We start from the raw sequence: 26,698 nt of genomic DNA on the forward strand, positions 1-26,698 counted from the left end.
GCGAACTATAGCAAACGGCCATGGCGGGCGCAAGGCTTTTGCCGGCTATTTTTACTCCACTGCTACAATTTCGCCCCCTCGGCGTCGGTTGACGCTTATATATAGTGAAGAATCACATGAAACAACAAAAACGCGCAGGCTTCAGTTCCAGCTTTGGCGTACTGGCCGCCACCCTCGGTTCGGCCGTCGGTCTCGGCAATATCTGGAAGTTTCCTTACCTGACGGGCGCCAATGGCGGCGCCGGCTTCTTGCTGATCTATCTGCTGGCCACCTTGCTGGTAGGATTGCCCGTGATGATTGCGGAAATCACCCTGGGCCGGCGCGCCAAGGTCAATCCCATCTCGACCATGGAACAGCTGGCGCCCAAGGGCAAGCCGTGGTGGCTGGTCGGCGTGATCGGCCTGGTGGCCGCCTTTCTGATCGTGGCGTTTTACTCGGAAGTGGTGGGCTGGGTGTTTGCCTATATCGTCAAGGCCATCGACGGCTCTATCCTCAGCAGCGACCGCCACGTGACGGAAGCGGCGTTTGCCTCGCTGATCAGCAACCCATTGCAGGCATTGCTGTGGCAATGGGGTGTACTGCTGTTTATCGGCGGCATATTGATGCTGGGCGTCACCAAGGGCATCGAGGCGATCGCCAAGAAACTGATGCCGTTGCTGTTTTTGCTGCTGCTGTTGCTGTGTGCGGTCAGCCTGTCGCTGGACAAGGCCGGCGAAGGCCTGGCCTTCCTGTTCCGTCCCGATTTCTCGAAACTATCCGCCGCCGTGGTGCTGACGGCGATGGGCCTGGCCTTTTTCAAGCTATCCGTTGGCATGGGCACCATGATGACCTATGGCAGTTACTTTCGCGATGATCAGGATATTCCACTGACCACCTTGCGCGTGATGGCGGCCGACCTCGGTGTATCGATGCTGGCCGGCATCGCCATCTTCCCTGCCGTGTTCACCTTCGGCTTTGCGCCCAGTGCGGGGCCGTCGCTGGTGTTCATCACCATCCCGGCCGTGTTCTCGCAGATCCCGATGGGCCAGGCGCTGATGGTGGTGTTCTTTATCCTGGCGGCCGTGGCCGCTACCGGTGCGATGCTGTCGCTGATGGAAGTGCCGGTGGTGATCTTTCATGAGCGGCTGGGCTGGAGCCGGCGCAAATCAACCCTGGTCACCATGCTGTCGCTGGCCGCGCTCGGTTCCCTGTGCGCCCTCAGCAACAGTACCCTGGCGCATTTCACGCTGTTCAATCTGAACATGTTCGACCTGTTCGACTTCGTGTCGTCGAATATCTTCCTGCCGATCGGCGGTATCGCAATTGCCTTGTTCACGGGCTGGGCCTGGGGCAAGGACAACTTCAGGCAGGCGATCAGCAACCAGGGCCGCTTGCAGAATGGCATGCTGGCCAATGTGCTGCTGTTCCTGCTGCGCTATATATCACCGGTATTGATCCTGCTGGTGATGCTGAAGGGCTTGAACGTTTTCTGATTACAACACCCGGGTGTAGGTCTGGCGCACCAGCACCCGGTCGCCGCAGTCGAAATGCCACCATTCGCTGTTGATGCCAAAAAATCCCGCCTGGAACATGGCGCCGCGCAACAGACGCCGATTGTCCACCTGCTGCTCGGTGATGTCGCCCCGTTCCAGCATGGCCAGTTCCAGCGCCGGGTGCGAGCGCTCGCTCAAATCGTCGAACCCTGTCCCCATGTCGAGTTCGGCGCCATCGGGCCCGACGATGGTGATATCCAAGGCCATGCCGAACGAGTGGATCGAGCCGCGCGACGGTTCGGCGATATAGCCCACCAATTCCGTTCCCTGCAGGGCATCCCACAATTGTTGCTGCACCCGCTGCGGGCGCAAGGCGTCGAGCACCAGCAGGTGATGGTCGGGCCGGTGCGCCACCAGCCAGGCCACGGCGCTTTCCAGTGCCGCGGCCGCATCGCGGTGCAACCAGGCGCAATCGATGGGGCTGTACAGGTCGCGGCCGACGAAATTGTCGGGGGTGGCGTAGCGCAAGTCGACGGCAATGCCGGCGATGCTGTTCAAGTGACGAAATTGCGGATCGCTGGCGACCGCTTCCAGTTGCAGGCTTGCACCAGCCATTACATTCCTCTTTCCAGGCAGTTGCGGGCCGCCACGCCGATGCTGTCGGCCAGGCGGCGCGCGCCATGCGACAACGGCGAATGGCTGGCCGTCAATAAATACAGTTGTATCGGCACCGCCGGCGCCCATGGCCGGCGCTGCAATAGCTCGGGCGAACCGGAGGCGGCCGTGAACGGGTCGACCACCGCCATGCCGGCGCCCGCTTCCACCAGCGAGCGGGCGATCTGGTAGGTTTGCACCACGGTGGAAAACACGGGGTGGATATCCTGCGCTTCGCAGCCGGCAATCACCAGTTCGCCCAGCGGATCGTTGTCGGCATGGCCGATCAGCTCGCCCGTCAGCCCCTGCGCCGTCAAGGGCGTGCCACAGTCCGCCGCGCGCCAGGTACCGGCCGGCGCGATCACCGTCATCACGCCCTGGGCGATCGGTTCGGCGACGATGCCGGGATGGCGCGGGTCCTGCAGCGACAGGGCCAGGTCCGCTTCACCGAGGCGCAGGGTATTGACGATCTCGCTGGTATGGTGGGTCGCCAGCTGGCAGCGCGTATGGGGAAAGTCACGGCGCCAGGCCGTCATGGCAAACGGCAGGACGCTGATGGCGATCGTCGGCGTCGACACCAGGCGGATGGTTTCCACCGCATGGCCTTTCAGGCTGGCGGCCAGGCGGCGGATGCCGATCAGATCGCGGTTGAGTTTTTCGGTCTCGACAAACAGGCGGTGCGCCTCGGGCTTGGGATACAGCTTGCCGCGCACGCGCTCGAACAAGGGCATGCCCAGTTGCAGCTCGCAATGTTGCAGCACCTTGGTGACGGCCGGCTGCGAGATATGCAGCACTTGCGCCGCGCCACTGATGGTGCCGACCTGCATGATGGCGTGGAAGACTTCGATATGGCGCAGCCGCATGACTTGTTCCTTTGCTCTTTACATTCGACCGCTGAGGCCGGAAAGGTTCAGCTTAATGGAAAAAGTCATGGGCTGGAATGGCATGCTACTTGGCTGCAACAGCCGGCGCAGGGGCAACCACGGGCAGTGGCGTCGTCAATACTTGCAGCAAGGCTGCCGTTTCCGCATCCGCCGTGCCGTCAAACAAGGTGTTGCGGTATTTCATCTGGAAGGCGATCAGCACGTTCTTGGTTTCTTCGTCGAACACGCCCGTCTGCGGCGTGGCATAGCCATGTGCCGCCAGTTTGCTCTGGAACCAGACGGCGTCCGGCAGCGACTGCTCATATACGGCACGCTGGGTGGCCACGCGGGTGGCGTCCGGCCAGACGATCAGGCCGGCATCGGCCAGTTGCTTCCATGGAAACAGCGGACCCGGGTCCTGCTTGCGCTGCGGCGCGATTTCATTGTGGCCCAGGATGTTTTCCGGCGCGATATTGTAGCGGGCCTGGATGTCTTTCAAGAGCGGAATCAGCTGGTCGATCTGCGCCTGCGGGAATGGATACCAGATGCGGCCTTGCGGCGACTCGGTAAAGCCCGGGTTGACGATCTCGATGCCGATCGAGCTGACGTTCAGCTGGGTATATGTCTTCCAGTTGCTGACACCGGCGTGATTCGCCTGGCGCGATTCGTCGACCAGCGCATAGAACTTCGGCTGGGCCGTATCGGTCAGCAGGTAATGGCTGCTGACAACTTGTTCCGTCAGGATCTTGATCGAGCGGGGCAGGTCGCTGACCGTGTAATGGATGACGATGAATTTCACGCGCGGACTCTGGCCGCGCGCCGTCAGGCTGCGGTCGATCTGGGGAACGGTGGTGGTACAGGCCGACAACAGGGCAACCAGCAGGGCAAGAGCGATTTTTTTCATACGGTATCCATAACAGGGTTAATCAATGCATGCTGCAGCCAGCCGGGCGGCCGCCTCATGCGAACGAGCCATCTTTTGTTCCATCATCAACGAGTCCGGCAAAGCGGCGCGCATGGCTGCCGCGATTGCCGGGTGCAACTGCGCCGCGCGGCCGGCCAGCACCACGGGGCGTGGACCATGGCGCGCCGTCAGGGCCAGCGCCAGGCGCGCCAGTTCCTGCCCGGCCCGCTGCAAGATGTCCAGCGCCAGCGGGTCGAGCTCGGCACTGGCGGCCACGGCCAGCGCCAGCCGGCCGATGGCGCCGCGGTCCTGGCCATACATGAACTGGCGCGAACTGTCCCAGTCGCTGCCGCCTATCCGTTCGAACACGGCGCGGGCCATCGCCGATTGCTGCCAGCTGCCCGGCGCTTCATCTTCGCGGCGCCAGATCTGGCGCAAGGCCTCGCGCGCGATCCAGTAGCCGCCACCGCCATCATCCAGCAGCACGCCGCGCCCGCCCGCACGGTGAAACACGCCGCCGGCATCGATCCAGGCGGCAATCGAGCCCGTGCCGGCATACACCAGGTAGCCTTCACCGGGCGCAAAGCTGTCCAGATAGGCGATTTCAATATCATTGCACAAAGTCACGTCCGATGGGCGCAGCGCCAGCAGCGTCGCCAGGGACTGCGCCAACAGCGCGCCATCGCCGCCAAAACCGGTGAGTCCTGCATGCACATGGGCCGGTTGGCCGACGGCAAGCACGGCCTGGCTCAAGGCGGCAAAGGTGGCGTGCAAGGCCGCGCGGCCCGCATCGTTGCTCATTTGCAAGGCCGACAAGCCGTCCACCGCGCCGCTGGCCACGATGGCGCCGTCGCTGGTCGCCAGCGCCCAGCGCGTCTGGGTGCCGCCGGCGTCGATACCCAAGCCTAAGCGGGAAGCTGTATGGAAAGAAGTCATGTCGTGAGTGTAAAGCCAGACGAGACTGGCAGGCATGAAAGCTTACGCACGATACATGCCTGCAGGTTATGGACCAGCTGTCGATCAGGAACGGTTACTGCGCCGCCACCACCGTCGGCTGGCGCAAGGTGATGCGCGGGCTTTCATTGCCGAGGCGGTCGACGGCGCTGACCACCACCGCATTGACCCTGCCGATGGCGTCGTCCACCAGGTTCAGCTCGGCTTGCGTGCCGGACACCACCAGGAAACGCCATTCCTCGCCATAGCGCGCCCACACCGCGTATTGCGCCACCGGCTTGCCGCCGCCGGCCGTCAGTTTCACATTCACGCCGTCGCCAGCGCGCCGCATCGCCACCAGCGGCGTGCCGGGCGCTTCCGTGCCCAGCCATGGCGTGGCGGGGATCAGGGCCGGGCTTTGATACACGCCCGCCTTCAGTTGCTCGCTGATGCCTTTGCGGTTCTGCATCAGGGGCACCATGCTGAAATGCACCTGGCCATTGGCGCCGGGGCGCGTGCGCGTCACTTCGATCTGCTTGACGATTTCCTGCGGCGTGAAGGACTTCGGCGTATTGTCGATGCGGCTGGTGTACAGGCCCGGCCACACATGGCGGCCATACGGGTTCTGCGCCAGCCAATAGTCAAGCAGCACGCCAAATGCCTGCGGCGCCTGCGCCACCGGCCAGTACAGCTGCGGCGACAGGTAATCGAGCCAGCCCTTGGCCAGCCACAATTCCGCATCCGCATACAGTTTGTCGTACTGGCTGAAACCGACGATGCCGGGCGGACGCAGGTTGGGGCGGCCGATGCCGAACGGGCTGATGCCGAAGCGCACCCAGCTTTTCTCCCGGTGGATGCCGGTATACAAGCCCTCGATCAGCTGGTTGACGTTCTGGCGGCGCCAGCCGGCGCGATCGAGTTGTCCGCCACCGAGCAGGTATTGCTGCCACGATGGTTCGTCGGGAAATGGCAGCTCGCGCTTGGCGGCGCCGCTGCCCGCGTCCAGCGCGGCGGTTTCCGCACCGGCGCCTGCGCCCGGCGCGTCGATCGGGTAGGGATAGAAATAATCGTCGATATGCACGCCGTCGATATCGTAGCGGCGCACCACGTCGAGCACCACGTCGGTCGTGTGTTTGGATGCGGCGGCATCGCCCGGGTCCATCCACAGGTAGCGGCCGTACTGTTTCACGGACGCGGGGTTGGTCGAAGCGAAACTGTCGCGCGCCAGCGGCGACTTGGCGGTGGCGTGGCGGGCGCGGTAGGGGTTGAACCAGGCGTGCAGTTCCAGCCCCCGCGCATGCGCCTGGGCCACCCAGAACGCCAGCGGATCATACATCGGCAGCGGCGGCTGGCCCTGCTTGCCGGTCAGGAATTCCGACCACGGCTCCAGCTGCGACGGGTAGATCGCATCGGCGCTGGGGCGCACCTGCAACACGATGGCGTTCAAATTGAGCGACCTGGCGCGGTCGAGGATGGCGATCGCCTCGGCCTGCTGCTTGGCCACCGTCAGGTTGCTGCGGCTGGGCCAGTCGATATTGGCGACCGTCGAGACCCAGGCGGCGCGGAACTCGCGCGGCGCCGGCGGCGGCACTTCACCACGAATATGTTGCACGGGCGGTACGGCCGGCAGGGCGGCCGGGCCGGCTGTCGCATCGACGGGCATGCGGGAACTGGTGCAGCTGCTGAGCAAGCTGGCGGTGGCCAGCGCGGCCACGATGGTGGCGGTGGCAGCCAGCCGTTTCTTAAAAGTAGACAACAAAACAATTCCTTGCAAGGGTAGGGCGCAGGTCTATCGGTGCGGGCATTCTACTGTGCGCGGCCATGCCGCGGCGCGCACACTTGAAAAGCTCAGGCCTCGGCCTTCTTGCCGAATTCGGGATCGATCCTGACCAGGGCCGCCATGATGAAGGCGGGGATGGTGGCGATGCACACCCAGATAAAGAAGTGCTGGTAGCCCAGCATCTGCTGTATCCAGCCGCTGGCCATGCCAGGCAACATCATGCCCAGCGCCATGAAACCGGTGCAGATGGCGTAATGGGCCGTCTTGTGGGCGCCGTCCGAGACCATGATCATGTACAGCATGTAGGAAGCGAAACCGAAGCCGTAGCCAAACTGTTCCAGCGCGATACCGCCCGCGATCAGATAGATATTGCTGGGTAATGCCGTGGCCAGGTAGACAAATACCAGGTCGGGCAGGTGCACCGACAGCACCATCACCCACAAACAGCGTTTCAAGCCGAAGCGCGAAATGATGTAGCCACCCAGCAAACCGCCCAGGGTCAGCGCGATCACGCCGATGGTGCCGTAGACCAGGCCCACCTGCTCGGTGGACAGGCCCAGGCCGCCCTTGGCGACGGGGTCGAGCAGGAAGGGTGCCGCCAGTTTCAGCAGCTGCGCTTCGCCGAGGCGAAACAGCAGCAAAAAGCCGAGGATGACGACAATATCCTTCTTCTTGAAAAACGCCGCGAAGGTGGCGACGAATTCCTGCAGCGGAGAAACACCGGCATCGGTGATGCTGGGCCGGTCAAGGGCCGGCTTGGGCAGGATGAAATAGTGGTACAGGAACAGGGCGATGAACAGGCCCGCCAGGATGGCGAACACCACCGACCAGGCCAGCTGCACGCTGCCGGTCGAGTGCGTCAGGTAGCCGGCCAGATAGACCAGCAGGCCCTGGCCGGAAATCATCGCCAGGCGGTAAAAGGTGCTGCGCACGCCGACAAAGGCCGCCTGCTGGTGCTCTTCCAGGCCCAGCATGTAAAAGCCGTCGGCGGCGATGTCATGCGTGGCGGAACTGAAAGCCATCAGCCAGAAGATCGCCAGGCTGATCTGGAAAAAGTGCGGCAGGGCGGTGGTCAGGGCCACCAGCGCCAGCGCCGCGCCAATCACCAGCTGCAAGCCGACGATCCAGAAGCGCTTGGTGCGGTACATGTCGATAAACGGCGACCACAACGGCTTGATCACCCACGGCAGGTACAGCCAGCTGGTATACAGCGCAATATCGGTATTGGAAAAACCGTAGTTCTTGTACATGATCACCGACAGTGTCATGACCACCACATACGGTATGCCCTGGCCAAAATACAGCGAGGGGATCCACAGCCAGGGGTTTTTCACGCGCGCGGGTGCGGTGGCCGGGGCGGTTTGTTTCACAAGCTTCATACATCCTTCATTGTCAAACAAGCAGAAGAATGCCGCGCCATCGGCTCAGGCGGCCAGTGCCGAGCGCACACTGCCGCCAGCGCCGGCCAACAATGCTTGTGCCTGGTCTGTGGTAATTTTTTTTAACAAGGCAACAATCGCCACCTTGACGTGAAACTGGCATTGCTCCAGCACGCTTCTTGCCTGCGCTTCCTCGGCGCCGGTGGCATGCATGGTCAGTTTGACGGCCCGCAAGATCAGCTTGGCGTTGGTCGGCTTCAAGTCTACCATCAAGTTTCCATAGGTTTTGTGCAAACCGACCATCAGCGCACTGGAAATGGTATTGAGGGTGATCTTCTGCGCCGTGCCCGCTTTCAGACGGGTGCTGCCGGAGATCACTTCGGTGCCCGTGTCGAGCACGATGCCACAGTCGGCTTGCATGGCCACCGGCGCACCGGCATTATTGGCAATGCCGACCGTCAGGGCGCCCGCCTCGCGCGCGGCGCGCAAGGCCCCCAATACATACGGCGTGGCGCCGGACGCGGCCAATAAAAACACCACGTCGTTGGGCTGCGGTTGCAAGGCCAGCAGGTCGGCCGCCCCTTGGCCCTCATCATCTTCCGCGCCTTCGACGGCCGCGAACATGGCGCCGGCGCCACCGGCCAGGATGGCCACGGCGCGCTCGGGCGGCCAGGAAAAAGTGGGATGCAGTTCCACGCTGTCGAGCACGCCCAGCCGGCCCGAGGTGCCGGCGCCGACATACAAGAGCCGGCCACCGGCGGCGATACGGGGCAGGGCGGCCGTGATGGCGGCCGTGATATGCGGCGAGGCCAGCCGTACGGCCTCGACGGCCCAGAACTGGTCATCGACCAGTGCGGCCACCAGTTGCGCGGTTGGATACAGATCGAGTTCCGCATGCCGCGTGCTCGGGGTTTCAGTTTTTAACATGACTCATGGACATGGTTGAACGATGAAACCAGTTTAATACCAACGAGCACAGCCAGCCATGAAAGGATGGCGAACAAGCATAACGGGAGCTTATGGGGCGCGGCGCATCTCGGCCACGAAGTCGTAATGGTCACTGCGGCAATACGAATGCGTGAGTTCCACCGCGACACCCGACTCCAGGTAGGCGAGGCGGGTAATGAACAGCACGGCCTGGCCGTCCGGCACGCCCAGCTGCCCGGCCAGCACGCCGGTGGCGTTCATGGCGCGGATATGCTGCAGCGCGCGCACGGGCGACTTCTTGATCTGGGCCAGGTAGGCGTACAGCGAGTCGCCCACGGCGGCCGGGTCCGGCACCACGCTGAAGGGCAGCACGCTGACCTCATAGGCCATCACCACGTCGTCGGCCAGGCGCAGGCGCTCCAGGCGCGCCACCTTGGTGTTTTGCGCCAGGCCCAGGCTCAGCTGTTCCTCGCTGCTGGCGATCACCACGTCGCGCTTGAGCCAGCGCGAGCCGGCCCGGTAACCGCGTTGCTGCAATTGTTCCGAAAAGCTCGACAGGTTCGACAGCGGCTGCTCGATGCGCGGCGCGATATAGTTGCCCGAACCGCGGCGGCGCACGACCAGGCCCTGCTCGACCAGCTGGTCGATGGCCTTGCGCGCGGTGACGCGCGAAACGTCGAGCAATTCCGACAGCGTGCGTTCGGACGGCAGGGCCTGGTCTACCTGGTAGCGGCCATTGCGTACGTCATCGCCCAGCTTGCGGGCGATCTGCATATACAACGGCGAATTGTCATTTAAATCGACCTTGAGTTCCATGCTGGTCTGGCTCATTACCGTTCTCCTAGTCTGCCTAGTGTAATGGCGATGGCGCTTGCGCGTGGCGCGCCGCCCATGAATAAATGGAAAACAGGCATAAATAACGGTTATACGCTTTTAAAACACTGGTTTTTTCGAATAATTCGCTTGAGGCATAACTTGAAATTATAGATAAATAAGCAATTTTCATTGGCGCCGCCCTGCGGCGCCCCCTATGCTGGCCCATCATGGCAAGCGTATTCAAGGAAAACCACATGAATCAGACGATGCTGCGGTGGCTCGGCGGCTGGATGGGCGGATTGCTGCTCGGTAGCACGGCAATGGCGGCGGCAGGCGAAGTGGGCAAGGTCAAACTCGACAATCAGCTGGCGGCCATCGTCGGCGACGTGCGCCAGCCCTTGGCCAGCCTGTCGGTGCTGGCGATACGCCGTGGCCAGCCTGTGTACCAGCAGCAATTCGGCGACCGTTATCTGCCGGCGCAAGGAGGGCAAAGCCTGCCCGTCACTGCGGACACCCTGTTTCGCATCGCCTCGGTCTCGAAAATGATGACCACGCTGGCACTGATGCGGCTGGTGGAACAGAATAAATTACAGCTGGACCAGGACGTCGGCATCTACCTGGGCTTTTCCCTGCGCAACCCGTACTTTCCCACACAGGCGATTACCCTGCGCAGCCTGCTCAGCCATACCTCGTCGCTGCGCGATGCGGCTGGCTATTCCTGGGGCGCCGAACGCAGCCTGCGCGATGTCTTTACGGCCGGCGGCGATGCCATGTGGGCGAACAACGCCGCACCGGGCCGCTATTTCAGCTACGCCAACCTGAACTGGGGCGTGATCGGCACGGTGATGGAAAAGGTCACGGGCGAACGCTTCGACCGCCTGATGCGGCGTTTGCTGCTGGCGCCGATGGGCTTGCGCGGCGGCTATAACCCGGCAGAATTCTCTCCGGGCGAACTGAACGACATGGCCACGCTGTACCGCAAGCGGCCAGCCGACAGCGAAACGTGGAACCCGGACGGCCCGTGGATCGCACAGGCCGATGATGTCCATGTACAGGCACCCGTACAGCCGGCCGGACTCGACAACTATGTGATCGGCAGCAATGCCACACTCTTCAGCCCCACCGGCGGCCTGCGCATCTCGGCGGCGGACATGGGCAAGGTCATGCAGATGCTGCTGGCCGGCGGACGCTATCGGGGCCAGCAACTATTGCAGCCGGCCAGCATCGCACTGATGTTTACAAAGCAATGGCAACTGGCGGCGGACGGCGGCAATGGCGACAGCGATCAAGGACTGTTCCGTGCCTGGGGCCTGGGTAACCAGCAGTTCGATGCGGATGGCGCACGCGGCAACGGGCTGGTGGCAGAGGCGCGCTTTTCCGCCGCCGGCCACCTCGGCGACGCCTATGGCTTGCGGTCCGCCTTCGTGCTCGACTTTGCCAACAGGAACGGCATGATTTACCTGATCGGCGGCACCGGCAGCGATCCGGACCAGCAGCGCGGCCCGCATACCGCGCTGTCACGGCCGGAAGAGGCGGTGCTCGACGCGCTCTACCATGGCGCCATTGTCAATCTTGACTAATGCGCACCAAATTAGTGCATTCCTGTAAGTTATGGCTGCACCATGATGTTTCATTGGCCCGCCCCGTACGCACCCTCTAAGCTCTCACCGAATGCTCCCGTGCCATGGGAGTACCTACGCAGCGAGGCAGCATGCAGCAACAACAAGTCATCATTATCGGTGGCGGCGTCGTCGGCCTGACGTCGGCCTGGTGGCTGGCCGAGGCCGGCTACAAAGTCACGGTGCTGGAACGCAACGCACAGGTCGGCACCGCCGCCAGCTACCGCAATGGCGGCCAGCTCAGCTATCGCTACGTGGCGCCGCTGGCGGACGCCGGTGTCCCCCTGAAAGCGCTGCAGTGGCTGCTGCAGAAAGATGGACCGCTGCGCTTCCGCCCGGAAGCGGACTGGCGCCAGTGGCGCTGGATGGCCAGTTTTTTGCGCAACTGCAATGCCGCCAGCAATGCCCGCACCACCGCCAAGCTGCTGGAACTGGGCGAACTGAGCCGCGCCGGCATGGCCCAGCTGGAATGGGCGGTGCCGCCCGAAGCCTATGCCTGGCGCGATGCGGGCAAACTCATCGTCTACCGTTCACCCTCCATTTTCCAGCGCGCCGTAGCCCGCCCCGAATCGGAAGAGGCGCGCCTGGTATTGACGCCGGAACAGGCCGTGCAGCGCGAGCCGGCCCTGGCGGCGCTGCAAAAGTCGCTCGCTGGCGCCATCTTTACCGAAGGCGAAGCGGTGGCCGACTGCCACGCGTTTTGCCTGGCGCTGGAAGCGCGGCTGCGGCAACACCCGAATTGCGCGCTGCTGCTCAAGGGCGAAGCCCACAAATTGGTGCTGCGCAATGGCAAGGTGACGGGCGTCGAGACCAGCCTGGGCCTGCTGGACGCCGACCAGTACGTGCTGGCGGCCGGCATCCAGAGCCGCGACCTGGCCGCCACGGCCGGCATCTATCTGCCGCTGTACCCATTGAAAGGCTACAGCCTGACGGCGACCATCCGCGCGCAGGATCTGGCGCCCGCAATCAGCATCACGGACTTCGAGCGCAAGGTACTGTATGCGCGCATCGGAGGGGCGTTGCGCGTGGCGGCCATGGTCGACATGGTGGGCGCCGATACCAGCATCACGCCAGCCCGCATTGCCGGCCTGAAGCGGCTGGCGCGCGAAGCGATGCCGCAGGCGGCCGACTACGAGTCGGCCACGGCCTGGGCCGGCTTGCGGCCGGCCACGCCGAACAGCGCGCCGCTGGTCGGCGCCAGCAAATACCCGAACCTGTGGCTGAACGTGGGCCACGGCCCATTGGGCTTTACCTTTGCGGCCGGCACGGCGCGCATCCTGGCCGACCTGATGGCCGGCAAGGCGCCACCGTTTGCGCTGGACTTCCTGCAGCCCAAGGCCTAGTGCCGAAGCGCAGCACGCGCCTTTCCCTTATGGCGGATAATTGCGGAACTTTCCGCTCTTGCCGCCTATCGCATGTCCAACTCGTCTCTTCCCACCGCCTGCCCCTGCGGCGGCGGCGCCTATGCCACTTGCTGCGGCCCGTATATTGCGGGCAGCGCCTTGCCGCCCACGGCCGAAACATTGATGCGCTCGCGCTACACGGCATTTACCCTGCGCGACGAGCCATATTTGCGCGCCACCTGGCATGCCAGCACCTGCCCGAGCGATGCTTTATTCGCCGAAGAAGAAAAAGTCCAGTGGCTGGGACTTGAGGTAAAATCTGCTTTACGTTTACGTCAACGTAAAGCAGAATCTGCCGATCAGGCCGAAGAGATCCACCGCGATACCGTCGAATTCGTGGCCCGCTACAAGGTCAAGGGCCGCGCCCACCGCCTGCATGAAGTGAGCCGCTTCGTGCGCGAAGCGGACACTGGCGGCACCGTGCGCTGGTTGTATCTCGACGGCAGTTTTCCCGAATAGCGCGACCCGAGAGACCGGGCGATAATAAAAAGGAACAGCAATGCCGCACATCGAAAGCAAACTCAATCCGCGCAGCGACGATTTCAAGGCCAATGTGGCCGCCATGCAGGCCATCGTCGACGATTTGCGCGACAAGGTAGAGCGCATCGCGGCCGGTGGCGGGGAAGCCGCTGCCGCCAAGCACCTGGCGCGCGGCAAACTGCTGCCGCGCGACCGCGTGCAGATGTTGCTCGATCCCGGCACGCCCTTCCTCGAGTTTTCCCAGATGGCGGCCTACGCCATGTACCAGGACGCCAATGGCGTCGATGCGGCGCCCGCCGCCGGCATCATCACCGGCATTGGCCGGGTCTCGGGCCAGGAATGCGTGATCGTCTGCAATGACGCCACCGTCAAGGGCGGCACCTATTACCCGATGACGGTGAAAAAACATCTGCGCGCCCAGGAAATCGCCGACCAGAACAACCTGCCCTGCATCTATCTGGTCGACTCGGGCGGCGCCAACCTGCCGAACCAGGACGACGTGTTCCCCGACCGCGACCATTTCGGCCGCATCTTCTACAACCAGGCCAACCTGTCGGCCAAGGGCATCCCGCAGATCGCCGTGGTGATGGGCTCTTGCACGGCCGGCGGCGCCTATGTGCCGGCCATGAGCGACGAATCGATCATCGTCAAGGAGCAGGGCACGATTTTCCTCGGCGGCCCGCCGCTGGTGAAAGCGGCCACCGGCGAAGTGGTGACGGCCGAAGACCTGGGCGGCGGCGACGTGCATACGCGCTTGTCCGGCGTGGTCGACCACCTGGCGCAGAACGATCTGCATGCGCTGTCGCTGGCGCGCACCATCGTCTCCAACCTGAACCGCAAGAAATCGCAGCAGATGGCGCTGCGCGAGTCGATCGAGCCGCACTATCCGCCGCAGGAACTGTATGGCGTGATTCCCGTCGATACGCGCAAGCCCTTCGATGTACGCGAAGTGATCGCCCGCATCGTCGACGCCAGCGCTTTTGACGAATTCAAGGCCCGCTACGGCACCACGCTGATCTGCGGTTTTGCGCATATCCATGGCATCCAGGTCGGCATCATCGCCAACAACGGCATCCTGTTTTCCGAGTCGGCGCTGAAGGGCACGCACTTCATCGAGCTGTGCTGCCAGCGCAAGATTCCGCTGGTGTTTTTGCAAAATATCACCGGCTTCATGGTCGGGCGCAAATACGAAAACGAGGGCATCGCCCGCAATGGCGCCAAGATGGTGACCGCCGTGGCGACCGCCGCCGTGCCGAAGTTCACGGTGATTATCGGCGGCAGTTTTGGCGCCGGCAATTACGGCATGTGCGGCCGCGCATTCTCGCCGCGCTTCCTGTGGATGTGGCCCAATGCGCGCATTTCCGTGATGGGCGGCGACCAGGCCGCGTCGGTGCTGGCAACCGTCAAGCGCGACGGCATCGAGGGCAAGGGCGGCGCCTGGAGCGCGGACGAGGAAGCGGCCTTCAAGCAGCCGATCAAGGATCAATACGAACACCAGGGCCACCCCTACTACGCCACCGCGCGCCTGTGGGACGATGGCGTGATCGACCCGGCCGACACCCGCATGGTGCTGGGCCTGGGCCTGTCGGCCGCGCTCAACGCAGAGATACCCGAGACGAAGTTCGGCGTATTCCGGATGTAAGGGAGAACAACCATGGAATTTGAAACCCTGAAACTGGTCATCGAAGGCAATGTCGCCACCGTGACCCTGAACCGCCCCGACGTGCGCAACGCCTTCAACGAGACGACGATCGCCGAACTGGCGCGCGCCTTCGAGGGCCTGGGCCGCAGCGACATGGTGCGCGCCATCGTGCTGGCCGCGAATGGACCCGCGTTTTGCGCCGGCGCGGACCTGCACTGGATGAAGAAGATGGCCGGCTACACGCATGCCGAAAACCAGGCCGACGCGCTGCAGCTGGCGCAGATGCTGCGCACGATTTACGAGTGCCCGAAACCGGTGGTGGCCAAGGTCCAGGGCGACTGTTATGCCGGCGGCATGGGCCTGGTGGCCGCATGCGATATCATCCTGTCTGCGGAAGACGTGCAATTCTGCCTGAGCGAAGTGCGGCTGGGCTTGATCCCGGCCACCATTTCACCGTATGTCATCAAGGCCATGGGCGAACAGGCGGCGCGCCGCTACTTTATCTCCGCCGAGCGATTCTCCGCCCACGAAGCGCTGCGCATCGGCTTTGCCCACGAGGTAGTCGCTGCCGATGCGCTCGATGCGAAAACCGCCGAGGTGCTGAAAGCACTGACCGGCAACAGCCCGCACGCGGTGGCGCAAGCGAAAACGCTGGTGCGCGAGATCGCCGGCCAGCCGGTGACCGACGCGCTGCTGCTGGACACCGCCGAACGCATCGCGCAGATCCGCGCCTCGGAACAGGGGCGCGAAGGCGTGCAATCATTCCTGGACAAGCGCAAGCCGGGTTGGCTCATGGGCTAGCGCATGGACTAAGAAAATCATTGGAGCAGTTTTGAAATCAGAAAAACAATCGGCATGGGTTGAGCGCAGCCTGCGCAGCGTGTGGCATCCGTGCACGCAGATGCAGCACCATGAAAGTGTGCCACTCATTCCCGTCAGCCATGGCCGCGGCGCCTGGCTGTACGACCACGACGGCCGGCGCTACCTGGACGCCATCAGCTCCTGGTGGGTGAACCTGTTCGGCCATGCCAACCCGCGCATCAACGCGGAACTGAAGGATCAATTGGACCGGCTGGAACACGCCATGCTGGCCGGTTTTACCCACGAGCCGGTGATCGAGCTGTCGGAAAAACTGTCGGCATTGACCCACGGCGTGCTCGGTCACAGCTTCTATGCGTCCGATGGCGCCTCGGCCGTGGAAATCGCGCTGAAAATGAGTTTTCATGCCTGGCGCAACAGCGGCAAGAGTGACAAGCAGGAATTCGTCTGTTTAAAAGGCAGCTACCACGGCGAGACCATCGGCGCGCTGGCCGTCACCGATGTGGCCCTGTTCAAGGATGCCTACGGCCCGCTGCTGCGCGCCACGCAGACGGTCATGTCGCCGGACTTCCGCCAGGCAGGCGAGGGCGAAACCGCCGCAGATGTGGCGCGCCGCGCGGCGGCCGAAGTGGAAAGCCTGTTCCAGCAAAAGGCCGACAAGATCGCCGCCATCATCATCGAACCGCTGGTGCAGTGCGCGACCGGCATGGCGATGCACGATCCGCTGTACCTGTCGCTGGTGCGTGAGTTGTGCGACCGCCATCAGGTACACCTGATCCTCGACGAAATCGCCGTCGGCTGCGGCCGTACCGGTACCTTCTTCGCCTGCGAACAGGCGGCCATCTGGCCCGATTTCGTGTGCCTGTCGAAAGGCATCAGCGGCGGTTATCTGCCCCTGTCGCTGGTAATGACGCGCGAAGAGATCTACCAGGCCTTCTACAGCACCGACGTGCGCCGCGGCTTTCTGCATTCGCATTCGTACACTGGCAATCCGCTGGCCTGCCGCGCCGCGCTGGCGACCCTGGCCATCTTCGAGGAAGACGATGTGCTGGCCACCAACCGCATGCGCGCCGACAAGATCACGCAGGCACTCATGCCGCTGGCCCAGCATGGCAAGGTAAAACACTTCCGGCAGCAGGGCATGATCTGGGCCTTCGATGCGGTGGACGCCACGCCTGATTTTTCACGCCGCTTTTTCAGCACCGCGCTCGAACATGAACTCCTGATGCGCCCGATCGGCTCCACCGTCTACCTGATGCCGCCGTATATCCTCGACGACGAACAGATCGCCGGCCTGGGCACGCAGATGCTGGCCGTGTTCAATCACGTGATGGGAGCGTGACATGGAACTGATCACGCGACTGCAGCAGCAGTTAAGCACACTGGAAGAACGCAGCCTGATACGCCGGCGCCGCACGGTCGAGACCCCCTGCGCGCCGCGCATCACGGTCGATGGCCGCGAGATGCTGGCCTTTTGCAGCAATGATTACCTGGGCCTGGCCTCGCATCCGCGCATCGTGGATGCGCTCAAGGACGGCGCCGACCGGTATGGCGCCGGCAGCGGCGCGTCGCACCTGATCAGCGGCCACAGCCGTGCCCATGCGCTGCTGGAAGAGCGGCTGGCCGAGTTTGTCGGCGCCAACCTGGAAAGCCCTCGCGCGCTGTATTTCTGCACCGGCTATATGGCCAACCTGGCCGTGTTGACCGGCCTGGCGGTGGGCGACAAGGATACCGAGATTTTTTCCGAAGCGCTCAATCACGCTTCGCTGATCGACGGGACGCGCCTGGCGCGCGTGGCCACACGCGTCTATCCGCATGCCGATCTCGATGCGCTGAAGGCTTTGCTGGCCGCCAGCCAGGCGGCCACAAAAATCGTCGTCACCGACAGCGTCTTCAGCATGGACGGCGACATGGCGCCCTTGCCCGCGCTGCTGGCCCTGTGCGAGCAATACGGCGCCTGGCTGGTGGTCGACGATGCGCACGGCTTCGGCGCGCTGGGCGACAACGGCCGCGGCGCGCTCGAACATTTTGACCTGCATTCGCCCAACCTGGTGTATGTGGGCACGCTGGGCAAGTCGGCCGGCGTCGGCGGCGCTTTCGTGGCCGCGCATGAAGCCGTGATCGAAACGCTGATCCAGAAGGCGCGCCCGTATATCTTTACCACCGCCGCACCGCCCGCGATGGCCCATGCGCTGCTGGCCAGTCTGGACATCATCGCCGGCGAAGAAGGCCGGCAGCGCCGCGCGCACCTGGCCGCGCTGGTGGCACAATGGAATGCCGGCCTGCAATTGCGCCACTGGCAGCCGCTGGCGTCCAGCACCGCGATCCAGCCCGTGATCATCGGCGAGAATGCCGCAATGATGGACATCGCGGCCAGCCTGTATGCGCAGGGCCTGTGGGTGGGTGCGATCCGTCCACCGACCGTACCACTCGGCACGGCGCGCCTGCGCGTCACGCTGTCGGCCGGCCACACGGAGCAGGAAGTGGCACTCTTGATCAATGCAGTGAATAACCTGGAAAGGACGCGCCATGAGTCTTGATGATCCCATCGTCATCGGTACGGCCGAAGTCAATGAACTGGAACCGGTGCTGGAAACAGCCCTGGAACCGGCACCCGTGGCAGCCAGCCTGCCATCGCGCTTTGCCTGTTTTGTCACCGGCACCGACACGGAAATCGGCAAGACGCTGACGTCTTCGGCGCTGCTGCACGCGCTGGTGCAACGGGGCGTGCGCGCCTGCGGCATGAAGCCGGTGGCGGCCGGCGCGGAGCTGCGCGATGGCGAGCTGCATAATGAAGACGCCGACAGCTTGAAGGCGGCCGGCAACGTCACGCTGCTGCGCAATCTGACCACGCCCTACATGTTCAGGGAACCGGCCGCGCCGCATATCGCCGCCGCGCTCGAAGGCGTCACCATTGAATCGGTGCCGATCCTGGCCGCCTACCTGGAAGTGGCGGCCGCCTCGGATGCGGTGGTGGTCGAGGGCGTGGGCGGCTTTCGCGTGCCCTTGTCTGCCACTTTTGACACGGCCGACCTGGCGCAGCAGCTGGACCTGCCGGTGATCCTGGTGGTCGGCATGCGCCTCGGCTGCATCAACCAGGCCTTGCTGACGCTCGAAGCGATCGAAGCGCGCGGCTTGACCGTGATCGGCTGGGTCGCCAATACGCTCGAAGTGGAAATGCGCTTTATCGACGAAAATATCGATGCGCTGATCGAGCGCATCCCGGCGCCGCTGCTGGGCAAGGTGCCGCGCATGGCGCAGGCGAGCGCCGCGGAAGCGGCGTCGTATCTCGATTTTACCGGCCTGCCGAACTGGCCGGCGCAACACCCCAACAATTGAAGCAACTGAAAACCAAGGAATCACGATGTCATTCATCCAAGAAGCAGCAAAAACCGTCGAACTGCACCGCCCGACTGCGCGCATTACCGTGCCGGAAGCGGCCACCTGGCCCGTCGCCGACGTGCTGGCCCTGTTCGACCTGCCGTTCAACGACCTGATGTTCAAGGCCCAGCAAACCCACCGCGTCAACTTCCCGGACGGCGACGTGGAACTGGCGACCCTGTTGTCGATCAAGACCGGCGGCTGCGAGGAAGACTGCGGCTACTGCCCGCAGGCGGCCCGCTACGACACGGGCGTGGAAGCGAAAAAAATCCTCGATATCGACACCGTACTGGACGCCGCGCGCCAGGCCAAGGCCAATGGCGCCACGCGTTTTTGCATGGGCGCCGCCTGGCGCGGCCCGAAGGATCGCGACATGGAAAAGGTCGAGGAAATGGTCAGCAAGGTCAAGGCCCTGGGCCTGGAAACCTGCGCCACCCTGGGCATGCTGGAAGAAGGCCAGGCCGACCGCCTGAAAAACGCCGGCCTCGATTTCTACAACCATAACCTGGACACCGCGCCCGAGTTCTACGACAACGTGATCTCGACCCGCGAATACCAGGACCGCCTGGACACCCTGGGCCGCGTGCGCGAAGCGGGCCTGAAAGTATGCTGCGGCGGCATCGTCGGCATGGGCGAGACGCGCCTGCAGCGCGCCGGCCTGATCGCCCAGCTGGCCAACCTGAATCCGTATCCGGAATCGGTGCCCGTCAACCACCTGGTGCAGGTGGAAGGCACGCCGTTGTTTGGCCTGGAAGCGCTGGACCCGTTCGAATTCGTGCGCACCATCGCGGTGGCCCGCATCACCATGCCGAAAGCGCGCGTGCGCCTGTCGGCCGGCCGCCGCCAGATGGGCGAAGCCGTGCAAGCCATGTGCTTCCTGGCCGGCGCCAATTCGATCTTCTACGGCGACAAGCTGCTCACCACCGACAACCCGGAAGCGGAAGACGACCGCACGCTGCTCAATAAACTGGGCCTGCAGACGCGCGGTGCGATGCTCGAATCGGTGCAGAAAGAGAAGTGCGGCTGCTGATACAGCAATAGCAGCAGGTTTCACAAAAGAAGGCTGGGGTCAGACCCACCGGGTCTGACCCCGAATAAAAAAACTTCCAGCCACGAGCTGCAAAGAGAGAGACCATGTTCACCAAAATCCTGATCGCCAACCGTGGCGAAATCGCTTGCCGTGTGGCCGCTACCGCGCGCCGCATGGGCGTCAAGACGGTCGCCGTGTATTCCGAAGCGGACGCCAATGCCAAACACGTGGCCGTGTGCGACGAAGCCGTATTGATCGGCCCCGCGCCGGCCAAGGAAAGCTATCTGTGCGGCGACAAGATCATCGCCGTGGCGCTGGCCACCGGCGCGCAGGCGATCCATCCTGGCTACGGCTTTTTGTCCGAAAACGCCGACTTTGCCGATGCCTGCGCAGCGGCCGGCCTGGTATTTATCGGCCCGCCGGCGTCGGCCATGCGCGCCATGGGGTCGAAATCGGCGGCCAAGTCGCTGATGGAAAAGGCCAACGTGCCGCTGGTGCCCGGCTACCACGGCGAGGAACAGGATGCGGACTTTTTGCACGCGCAGGCCGACCAGATCGGCTACCCGGTGCTGCTGAAGGCTTCGGCCGGCGGCGGCGGCAAGGGCATGCGCGTGATCGACAGTTCGAATGACTTCAAGGCCGCGCTGGCCTCGTGCAAGCGCGAAGCGATCAGCTCTTTCGGCGACGACAAGGTGCTGGCCGAAAAATACCTGTCGCGCCCGCGCCATATCGAGATCCAGGTGTTTGCCGATACCCTGGGCAATTGCATCTATCTGTTCGAGCGCGACTGCTCGGTGCAGCGCCGCCATCAAAAGGTGCTGGAAGAAGCACCGGCGCCGGGCATGCCGCTGGAACGCCGCGCCGCCATGGGCGAAGCGGCCGTGGCGGCGGCAAAAGCCGTCGGTTATGTGGGCGCCGGCACGGTGGAATTCATCGCCAACCAGGACGGCTCGTTCTACTTCATGGAGATGAACACGCGCCTGCAGGTCGAGCATCCGGTGACCGAAATGATCACCGGCACCGACCTGGTGGAGTGGCAGTTGCGCGTCGCCTTTGGCGAGCCGCTGCCGAAAACGCAAGGCGAATTGACCATCCACGGCCACGCCATCGAGGCGCGCATTTATGCGGAAAATCCGGAGAAGGGTTTTCTGCCGTCGATCGGCACCTTGCGCCATATGCGCGCACCTGCGGCGGTGACGTTCGAGCTCGGTGGCACAAGCGTGCCGGCCGGCGTGCGTATCGATTCGGGCGTGCGCGAGGGCGATGCGATTTCGCCGTTCTACGACCCGATGATCGCCAAGCTGATCGTCTGGGGTGCGGACCGCCGCGAGGCGCTGGCACGCATGGCGCAGGCGCTGTCCGAATACCAGATCGTCGGCCTGGCCAGCAATATCGCCTTCCTGAAACGCCTGGTCGAAGGTGAGGCGTTCAGCACTGCAGATCTCGATACGGGCCTGATCGAGCGCAACCAGGAAGCGCTGTTCCCGGCCCTGCAGGCAGCGCCCGACACGGCGCTGGCACTGGCGGCGGTGGCGCTGCTGACGCAGGAAGCGGCCGCCAGCCATGGCAGCGGCCCGTGGGGCGATGCGCTGGGCTGGCGCTTGAACAGCACCCTGGGACGCAGCTTGTCGTTTGCCGATGAATTCGCGATCGCTGGCGAGAGCAAGGCCTATGCGGTGCGCATCGCCTACCAGCCGGATGGCTGGCTGTTCAACGGCCAGCGCTTGCGCCTGAGCGCGCGCGACGGCCAGGAACTGCATGTGAAACTCGGCGAGCGCGCCGTGCATGGCACCGTGCACCGCGACGGCGAGCAGTTCCACGTATTTACGGGTGGCGCGCATTACACGCTGCAGTACAACGACCCGATGGCGCATGCGGGCGAAGCGGAAGCCGAAGGCGGCCGCCTGACGGCGCCGATGCCCGGCAAGGTGGTGGCCGTGCTGGTGAACAAAGGCCAGGACGTGAAAAAAGGAGAACCGCTGGTGATCATGGAAGCGATGAAGATGGAGCACACCATCGCCGCGCCGCATGACGGCCTGGTGGAGGACGTGCTGTATGCGGTCGGCGACCAGGTGGCCGACGGCGCGCCACTGCTGGCCTTCAAGGCCGCGGCCTAGGAGCCATCATGCGCATACTGCTGCAACGCCTGGACGGCAAGGAAGCGGAGTGGATCAGCGAATTTGCCGGACAGCTGCCCGAAGCCGAGGTGATCGCCTGGCGCGAGGGCGAGTCCATACCCGACTGTGATTACGCCGCCGTCTTCCGGCCACCGGCCGCCATGCTGGGCGACCTGGGCAAGGTCAGGGCGATTTTCAATCTGGGCGCCGGCGTCGATGCGCTGCTGAAATTCGGCGAGGCGCTGCCGGCCCACGTACCGCTGGTGCGCCTGGACGACGCCGGCATGGGCGTGCAGATGGCCGAGTATGTGAGCCACGCCGTGCTGCGCCACTTCCGCCGTTTCGACGACTACGAGGCGCAGGCGCGCGCCGGCATCTGGCAGCCGCTGCCCGCGTTCGACAAGGTGGATTTCCCTGTCGGCGTGCTGGGCCTGGGGGTGCTCGGCACGCGCGTGCTGGACGCGCTGGCGCAGTTCGAGTTTCCCCTGCGCGGCTGGAGCCGCAGCCAGAAACACATCGATGGCGTCGACTGCTTTGCCGGCGAGGAGGGGCTGGAAGCCTTCCTGCGCGGCACGCGCGTGCTGATTTGCCTGCTGCCGCTGACACAAGACACGCACAATCTGCTCGACCGCGCGCGGCTGTCCATGCTGCTGCCGGGCGCCTATGTCATCAACGTCGCGCGCGGCGCGCACCTGGCCGAACCGGACCTCTTGAGCCTGATCCGTTCGGGCCATATCGCCGGCGCCACGCTGGACGTGTTCCGCAACGAGCCGCTGCCGCAGCAGCACCCGTTCTGGCAGGAGCCGCGCATCACCATCACGCCGCATGTCTCCGCCAATACCCTGCGCCGCGAAAGCGTGGCGCAGATCGCCGCCAAGATACGCCGCCTGCAAGCTGGCGAGCCTGTGGCCGGCACCGTCAACCGTTTGCAAGGATATTGAAATGAACAGCCAACCGAGTTTGCCGAAACAGGTCAAGATCGTCGAAGTGGGCCCGCGCGACGGCCTGCAAAATGAAAAGGAGACCATCAGCGCCGCCGTCAAGATCGAGCTGGTCGACCGGCTGACGCAGGCGGGTTTCGCCAATATCGAGGCGGCGTCGTTCGTGTCGCCCAAATGGGTGCCGCAGATGGCCACCAGCACGGAAGTCATGGCCGGCATCGCGCGCCGCGCGGGCACGATCTATTCCGCGCTGACGCCGAACATGCAGGGTTTCGAAGCGGCGCTGCTGGCCAAAGCCGATGAGGTGGTGATCTTCGGTTCAGCGTCGGAGGCGTTCTCGCAAAAGAACATCAACTGTTCGATTGCCGAATCGATCGCCCGCTTCGAAGGCGTGGCGAAAGCGGCGAAGGAGAACGGCTTGCGCCTGCGCGGCAGCATCAGCTGCGCCTTCGGCTGCCCGTACCAGGGCGAGGTGCCGCTGGACGCTGTCGCCGACGTGGTGGGGCGCATGCGCGACCTCGGCTGCGACGAGATCGATATCGCCGACACCATCGGCGTAGCCACGCCGAGAAAAACCCAGGCGGTGATGGCGCGCGCCATCGAGGCGTTTCACGTGGGCGGCCTGTCCGGCCATTTTCATGACACCTACGGCCAGGCGCTGGCGAATATCTACGCCAGCCTGGAGCTGGGCATCGCCATCTATCACTCGTCGGTCTCGGGCCTGGGCGGCTGCCCGTACGCCAAGGGCGCCACCGGCAATGTCGCCACCGAAGACGTGCTGTACATGATGAACGGCCTGGGCATCGCCACCGGCATCGACCTGGACCTGGTGGTGGACGCGGGCCAGTTCATTTCGCAGCAGCTGGGACGCAAGGGGTCGAGCCGCGCCGGCAATGCGCTGGCGGCAAAGCGCCTGGCCTGAAAAAACGACTCCTGCAGTGTGAATGCAGGAGTCGTTTTTCGCTGGACATGTACAGACGAAAAAAAACCCGAGAGCCGTAACTCTCGGGTTTTTTTCTACAAATTTGGTCGGAGTACAAGGATTCGAACCTTGGACCCCCTGGTCCCAAACCAGGTGCGCTACCGGGCTGCGCCACACTCCGAAGACCAAGATAATACAGACCATATTCAATTCGGTCAAGGGTCAGGCAAAACTTCCCGTAAATAATTTACGCCCCTGCCGGCCTCATCTGTTTTGATGCCAAAAAAGTATGCGACACTGGGCGCCAGTTTTCTCTCACAGGATGCGAAAACATGACGGCATTACCTTTCAGCTATTCGTCTCATGATTACCCGGGCCCGGCGCGCCGGCACCACCTTGTGCTGGGCGCTGGCGTCTTGCTGCTGCACCTGGCTTTTCTGTATGGCTGGCGTTATGCCAAACCGCCACCCCTGCCCGACGCGGGGCCGAAGGTGGAATCGGTCGCCGTCTGGATACGCCCGCCCACGCCCATCATCAAGCCACTGCCGCCGCCACCGCCCTTGGCCAGGGTGGAACCGCAGCGCGAAAAGAAACCGCTTCGTGTCGCGGCCTCACCCAGGACAGCGGCGCCGGCCACGCCGGCGACAGAACCCATCGCGAACGCCATCACGGTGGCGCCGTCACCCACGCCAGCCGACCCGCTGGCGGCGGACGCACCGAAGTTCGACATGGAAGCGGCCCTGAAAACCGCGCGCAAGGTGGCCAGCGAACGCGATCCGGCCAAGGCCGGCACGGCGGTCGGCCAGATCCCCGACAAGCCGCTGCGCACGGAAACCCAGCTCGCGCGCGATATCGCCAGTGGCAAGCGCGGCGATTGCCGCACTGCATATGCGGGTGCCGGGCTATTGGCCCCGTTGGTGATGCTGCTGGATAAAAAGGATAGCGGGTGCAAGTGGTGACGATCTCAAGACATAAATAACTTGAATATACCCATATTGGGTACTATCATACCCAATATGGGTATATATGCAGATACGTTATTTTCCAAGACACAGCAACGCGTGCTGGCCTTGCTGTTTGGCCAGTCGCAACGCTCGTTTTACGCCAACGAGATTATCACTTTCGCCGCCATGGGTTCGGGTGCGGTACAGCGCGAGCTGGCGAAGCTGGTGAAGTCGGCGCTGGTGACCGTGAAAAAAGTCGGCAACCAAAAGCACTATCAGGCCAATCACCAGGCACCGATTTTTGATGAGCTGCGCAGCATTGTCATGAAGACCTTTGGCGTGGCCGACGTGCTGCGCGTGGCGCTGCAAGCACACTGGCCGCAGATCGAGCTGGCGTTCGTGTATGGCTCGATGGCCAAAGGAAGCGAGCAGGCCCACAGCGACATCGATCTGATGGTGATCGGCGAGCAGATCTCGAATGCCGCCCTGCTCGACGCATTGCAACCGCTACAGCAGCAACTGGGCCGCACAGTCAACCCGACGCTCTACACGCCGGCGGAGTTTATCCAGCGCGTACGCGACGGCAAGTCGTTTATCGTGCGCGTGCTGGAACAGCCGAAGATCTTTGTCAAAGGCAGGGAAGATGAACTCATCCGCCTCACAGGCACTGGAGAATCTGGCGCGGATCTGGCGGCGGCTCAGACACTCGCCATCGAACCGCCAGCCTGATTGTCTTACTCCTGCCCCTTCAACTGCAGCGCCCGCTCATATAAAGCATTTTTCTTGCGCCCGGTAATTTGTGCCGTCAGGTTGGCCGCCTGCTTGACGCTGCATTCGGCCAGCAGAATATTGAGGATGCGTTCGGCTTCCACGTCTTCGGCGTCCTGGGCTTCGGTGGCGCCGTCGAGCAGGATCACGAATTCGCCTTTTTCGCGGTGGGCGTCGGCGCGGATCCAGGCTTCGGCCTCGGACAGCGGGCAGCGGTGGATTTCTTCGAACAGTTTCGTCAGTTCGCGCGCGAACACCACCTGGCGCGTCGGCTCGAACGCTTCGGCCAGCGCGGTGGCGCAGTCGAGGATGCGGTGCGGCGCTTCATAAAAGACCATGGTGGCGGTTACGCCGCGCAGGCTGTGCAGCATGTTTTCGCGCTGCTTGGCTTTCGCGGGCAGGAAGCCGACAAAATAAAACTGGTCGTTCAGCAAGCCGCTGGCGGAAATCGCCGTAATCGCCGCCGATGGACCGGGCAGGGGCAGCACGCGCAGGCCGGCCGCGCGCACGGCGTCGACGATGCGCGCGCCGGGGTCGGACACGGCAGGGGTTCCCGCGTCGGAGACCAGCGCGATGCGCTCACCGGCATGCAGGCGGGCAATCAGGGTCTGCGCCACTTCGCGTTCGTTATGTTGATGCGCAGCAATTAACGGCTTGTTCAGACCAAAACGCGTCAGCAGGTGCGCCGTATTGCGGGTATCTTCACAGGCGACGGCGTCAGCCAGGCTCAGCAAGTGCAAGGCACGCAGGCTGATATCGGTGACATTGCCGATGGGCGTGGCCACTACATACAATGTTGCGATAGGATAGACCTGGTGCGCCGCCTCTGTCATGATGGGCAGGCTGGCGATGGAACTGATTTCTTGTACGGTCATTTTGGAGGTTGAATGCTTGCTAATAGTGT

Annotated in this window: 24 protein-coding genes and 1 tRNA gene; 15 read left to right on the forward strand and 10 right to left on the reverse strand. The window is 63.6% G+C overall.

Features of this window, described 5'->3' with window-relative positions:
- The first annotated feature begins 116 nt into the window (after positions 1-116).
- Positions 117-1,472 carry a sodium-dependent transporter gene (locus Q8L25_RS00780; protein WP_308923101.1) on the forward strand — a complete coding sequence of 452 codons (1,356 nt, stop codon included), beginning with the start codon at positions 117-119 and terminating at the stop codon, positions 1,470-1,472.
- Here Q8L25_RS00780 and Q8L25_RS00785 read toward each other — a convergent pair whose 3' ends face one another.
- The 8 genes from Q8L25_RS00785 to Q8L25_RS00820 form a co-directional block, all read right to left on the reverse strand.
- Positions 1,473-2,087: a M15 family metallopeptidase gene (locus Q8L25_RS00785; protein ID WP_308923102.1), complete on the reverse strand. Its 615-nt coding sequence runs from the start codon at positions 2,085-2,087 to the stop codon at positions 1,473-1,475. It lies immediately after the preceding gene.
- A complete protein-coding gene (locus Q8L25_RS00790; protein WP_308923103.1) occupies positions 2,087-2,989 on the reverse strand; it encodes a LysR family transcriptional regulator in 903 nt (300 codons plus the stop codon). The genes Q8L25_RS00785 and Q8L25_RS00790 overlap by 1 nt, the downstream gene beginning before the upstream one ends.
- 85 nt (positions 2,990-3,074) lie before the next feature.
- The gene (locus Q8L25_RS00795; RefSeq protein ID WP_308923104.1) at positions 3,075-3,893 is read right to left on the reverse strand and encodes an N-acetylmuramoyl-L-alanine amidase; all 819 of its coding nucleotides are present in this window, start codon (positions 3,891-3,893) and stop codon (positions 3,075-3,077) included.
- Between the two features lie 18 nt (positions 3,894-3,911).
- On the reverse strand, positions 3,912-4,829 hold the full coding sequence (locus Q8L25_RS00800; RefSeq protein ID WP_374694222.1) for an N-acetylglucosamine kinase: 918 nt from the start codon (positions 4,827-4,829) through the stop codon (positions 3,912-3,914).
- Positions 4,830-4,923: 94 nt separating this feature from the next.
- Positions 4,924-6,585, reverse strand: a complete 1,662-nt coding sequence (locus Q8L25_RS00805) for a family 10 glycosylhydrolase (protein ID WP_308923106.1) — start codon at positions 6,583-6,585, stop codon at positions 4,924-4,926.
- Positions 6,586-6,674: 89 nt separating this feature from the next.
- Complete coding sequence (locus Q8L25_RS00810) at positions 6,675-7,985, reverse strand: MFS transporter (RefSeq protein ID WP_308923107.1); 1,311 nt, start codon at positions 7,983-7,985, stop codon at positions 6,675-6,677.
- 45 nt (positions 7,986-8,030) lie between these two features.
- The gene (locus Q8L25_RS00815; protein WP_308923108.1) at positions 8,031-8,912 is read right to left on the reverse strand and encodes an N-acetylmuramic acid 6-phosphate etherase; all 882 of its coding nucleotides are present in this window, start codon (positions 8,910-8,912) and stop codon (positions 8,031-8,033) included.
- 90 nt (positions 8,913-9,002) lie between these two features.
- On the reverse strand, positions 9,003-9,743 hold the full coding sequence (locus Q8L25_RS00820) for a GntR family transcriptional regulator (RefSeq protein WP_308923109.1): 741 nt from the start codon (positions 9,741-9,743) through the stop codon (positions 9,003-9,005).
- 239 nt (positions 9,744-9,982) lie between these two features.
- Here Q8L25_RS00820 and Q8L25_RS00825 point away from each other — a divergent pair, with 239 nt between their 5' ends.
- The 12 genes from Q8L25_RS00825 (at position 9,983) to Q8L25_RS00880 (ending at position 24,082) form a co-directional block, all read left to right on the forward strand.
- Positions 9,983-11,308 carry a serine hydrolase domain-containing protein gene (locus Q8L25_RS00825; RefSeq protein ID WP_308923110.1) on the forward strand — a complete coding sequence of 442 codons (1,326 nt, stop codon included), beginning with the start codon at positions 9,983-9,985 and terminating at the stop codon, positions 11,306-11,308.
- Positions 11,309-11,439: 131 nt separating this feature from the next.
- Complete coding sequence (locus Q8L25_RS00830) at positions 11,440-12,690, forward strand: D-amino acid dehydrogenase (RefSeq protein ID WP_308923111.1); 1,251 nt, start codon at positions 11,440-11,442, stop codon at positions 12,688-12,690.
- Positions 12,691-12,762: 72 nt separating this feature from the next.
- The gene (locus Q8L25_RS00835; protein WP_308923112.1) at positions 12,763-13,209 is read left to right on the forward strand and encodes a YchJ family metal-binding protein; all 447 of its coding nucleotides are present in this window, start codon (positions 12,763-12,765) and stop codon (positions 13,207-13,209) included.
- A 40-nt stretch (positions 13,210-13,249) separates the two neighbouring features.
- Positions 13,250-14,872, forward strand: coding sequence for a carboxyl transferase domain-containing protein (locus tag Q8L25_RS00840; RefSeq protein WP_308923113.1), 1,623 nt, complete (start codon positions 13,250-13,252; stop codon positions 14,870-14,872).
- Between the two features lie 12 nt (positions 14,873-14,884).
- Entirely contained in the window at positions 14,885-15,673 is a 789-nt protein-coding gene (locus Q8L25_RS00845) for an enoyl-CoA hydratase/isomerase family protein (RefSeq protein WP_308923114.1), read from the forward strand.
- A 31-nt stretch (positions 15,674-15,704) separates the two neighbouring features.
- Entirely contained in the window at positions 15,705-17,033 is a 1,329-nt protein-coding gene (gene bioA / locus Q8L25_RS00850) for an adenosylmethionine--8-amino-7-oxononanoate transaminase (protein ID WP_308923115.1), read from the forward strand.
- A 1-nt stretch (position 17,034) separates the two neighbouring features.
- Entirely contained in the window at positions 17,035-18,231 is a 1,197-nt protein-coding gene (gene bioF, locus Q8L25_RS00855) for an 8-amino-7-oxononanoate synthase (protein WP_308923116.1), read from the forward strand.
- Positions 18,221-19,030 carry a dethiobiotin synthase gene (bioD, locus tag Q8L25_RS00860; RefSeq protein ID WP_308923117.1) on the forward strand — a complete coding sequence of 270 codons (810 nt, stop codon included), beginning with the start codon at positions 18,221-18,223 and terminating at the stop codon, positions 19,028-19,030. Before bioF ends, bioD begins: the two co-directional genes overlap by 11 nt.
- A gap of 25 nt (positions 19,031-19,055) precedes the next feature.
- Entirely contained in the window at positions 19,056-20,102 is a 1,047-nt protein-coding gene (gene bioB, locus Q8L25_RS00865; RefSeq protein WP_308923118.1) for a biotin synthase BioB, read from the forward strand.
- A 104-nt stretch (positions 20,103-20,206) separates the two neighbouring features.
- Entirely contained in the window at positions 20,207-22,219 is a 2,013-nt protein-coding gene (locus tag Q8L25_RS00870) for an acetyl/propionyl/methylcrotonyl-CoA carboxylase subunit alpha (protein ID WP_308923119.1), read from the forward strand.
- An 8-nt stretch (positions 22,220-22,227) separates the two neighbouring features.
- Positions 22,228-23,160: a glyoxylate/hydroxypyruvate reductase A gene (locus Q8L25_RS00875; RefSeq protein WP_308923120.1), complete on the forward strand. Its 933-nt coding sequence runs from the start codon at positions 22,228-22,230 to the stop codon at positions 23,158-23,160.
- A 1-nt stretch (position 23,161) separates the two neighbouring features.
- Positions 23,162-24,082, forward strand: coding sequence for a hydroxymethylglutaryl-CoA lyase (locus tag Q8L25_RS00880; RefSeq protein ID WP_308923121.1), 921 nt, complete (start codon positions 23,162-23,164; stop codon positions 24,080-24,082).
- Between the two features lie 104 nt (positions 24,083-24,186).
- On the opposite strand, the gene Q8L25_RS00885 is transcribed toward Q8L25_RS00880, so the two are convergent.
- Positions 24,187-24,263, reverse strand: a tRNA-Pro gene (locus Q8L25_RS00885).
- 151 nt (positions 24,264-24,414) lie between these two features.
- Here Q8L25_RS00885 and Q8L25_RS00890 point away from each other — a divergent pair.
- Together Q8L25_RS00890 and Q8L25_RS00895 are read left to right on the forward strand one after the other, a co-directional pair.
- Entirely contained in the window at positions 24,415-25,041 is a 627-nt protein-coding gene (locus Q8L25_RS00890; RefSeq protein WP_308923122.1) for a hypothetical protein, read from the forward strand.
- 102 nt (positions 25,042-25,143) lie between these two features.
- Complete coding sequence (locus Q8L25_RS00895) at positions 25,144-25,755, forward strand: nucleotidyltransferase domain-containing protein (protein WP_308923123.1); 612 nt, start codon at positions 25,144-25,146, stop codon at positions 25,753-25,755.
- A gap of 5 nt (positions 25,756-25,760) precedes the next feature.
- Here Q8L25_RS00895 and rsmI read toward each other — a convergent pair whose 3' ends face one another.
- Positions 25,761-26,669 carry a 16S rRNA (cytidine(1402)-2'-O)-methyltransferase gene (rsmI, locus tag Q8L25_RS00900; RefSeq protein WP_308923124.1) on the reverse strand — a complete coding sequence of 303 codons (909 nt, stop codon included), beginning with the start codon at positions 26,667-26,669 and terminating at the stop codon, positions 25,761-25,763.
- Positions 26,670-26,698: the final 29 nt, after the last annotated feature.

This window comes from Janthinobacterium sp. J1-1 (assembly GCF_030944405.1).
GTDB lineage: Bacteria > Pseudomonadota > Gammaproteobacteria > Burkholderiales > Burkholderiaceae_D > Janthinobacterium.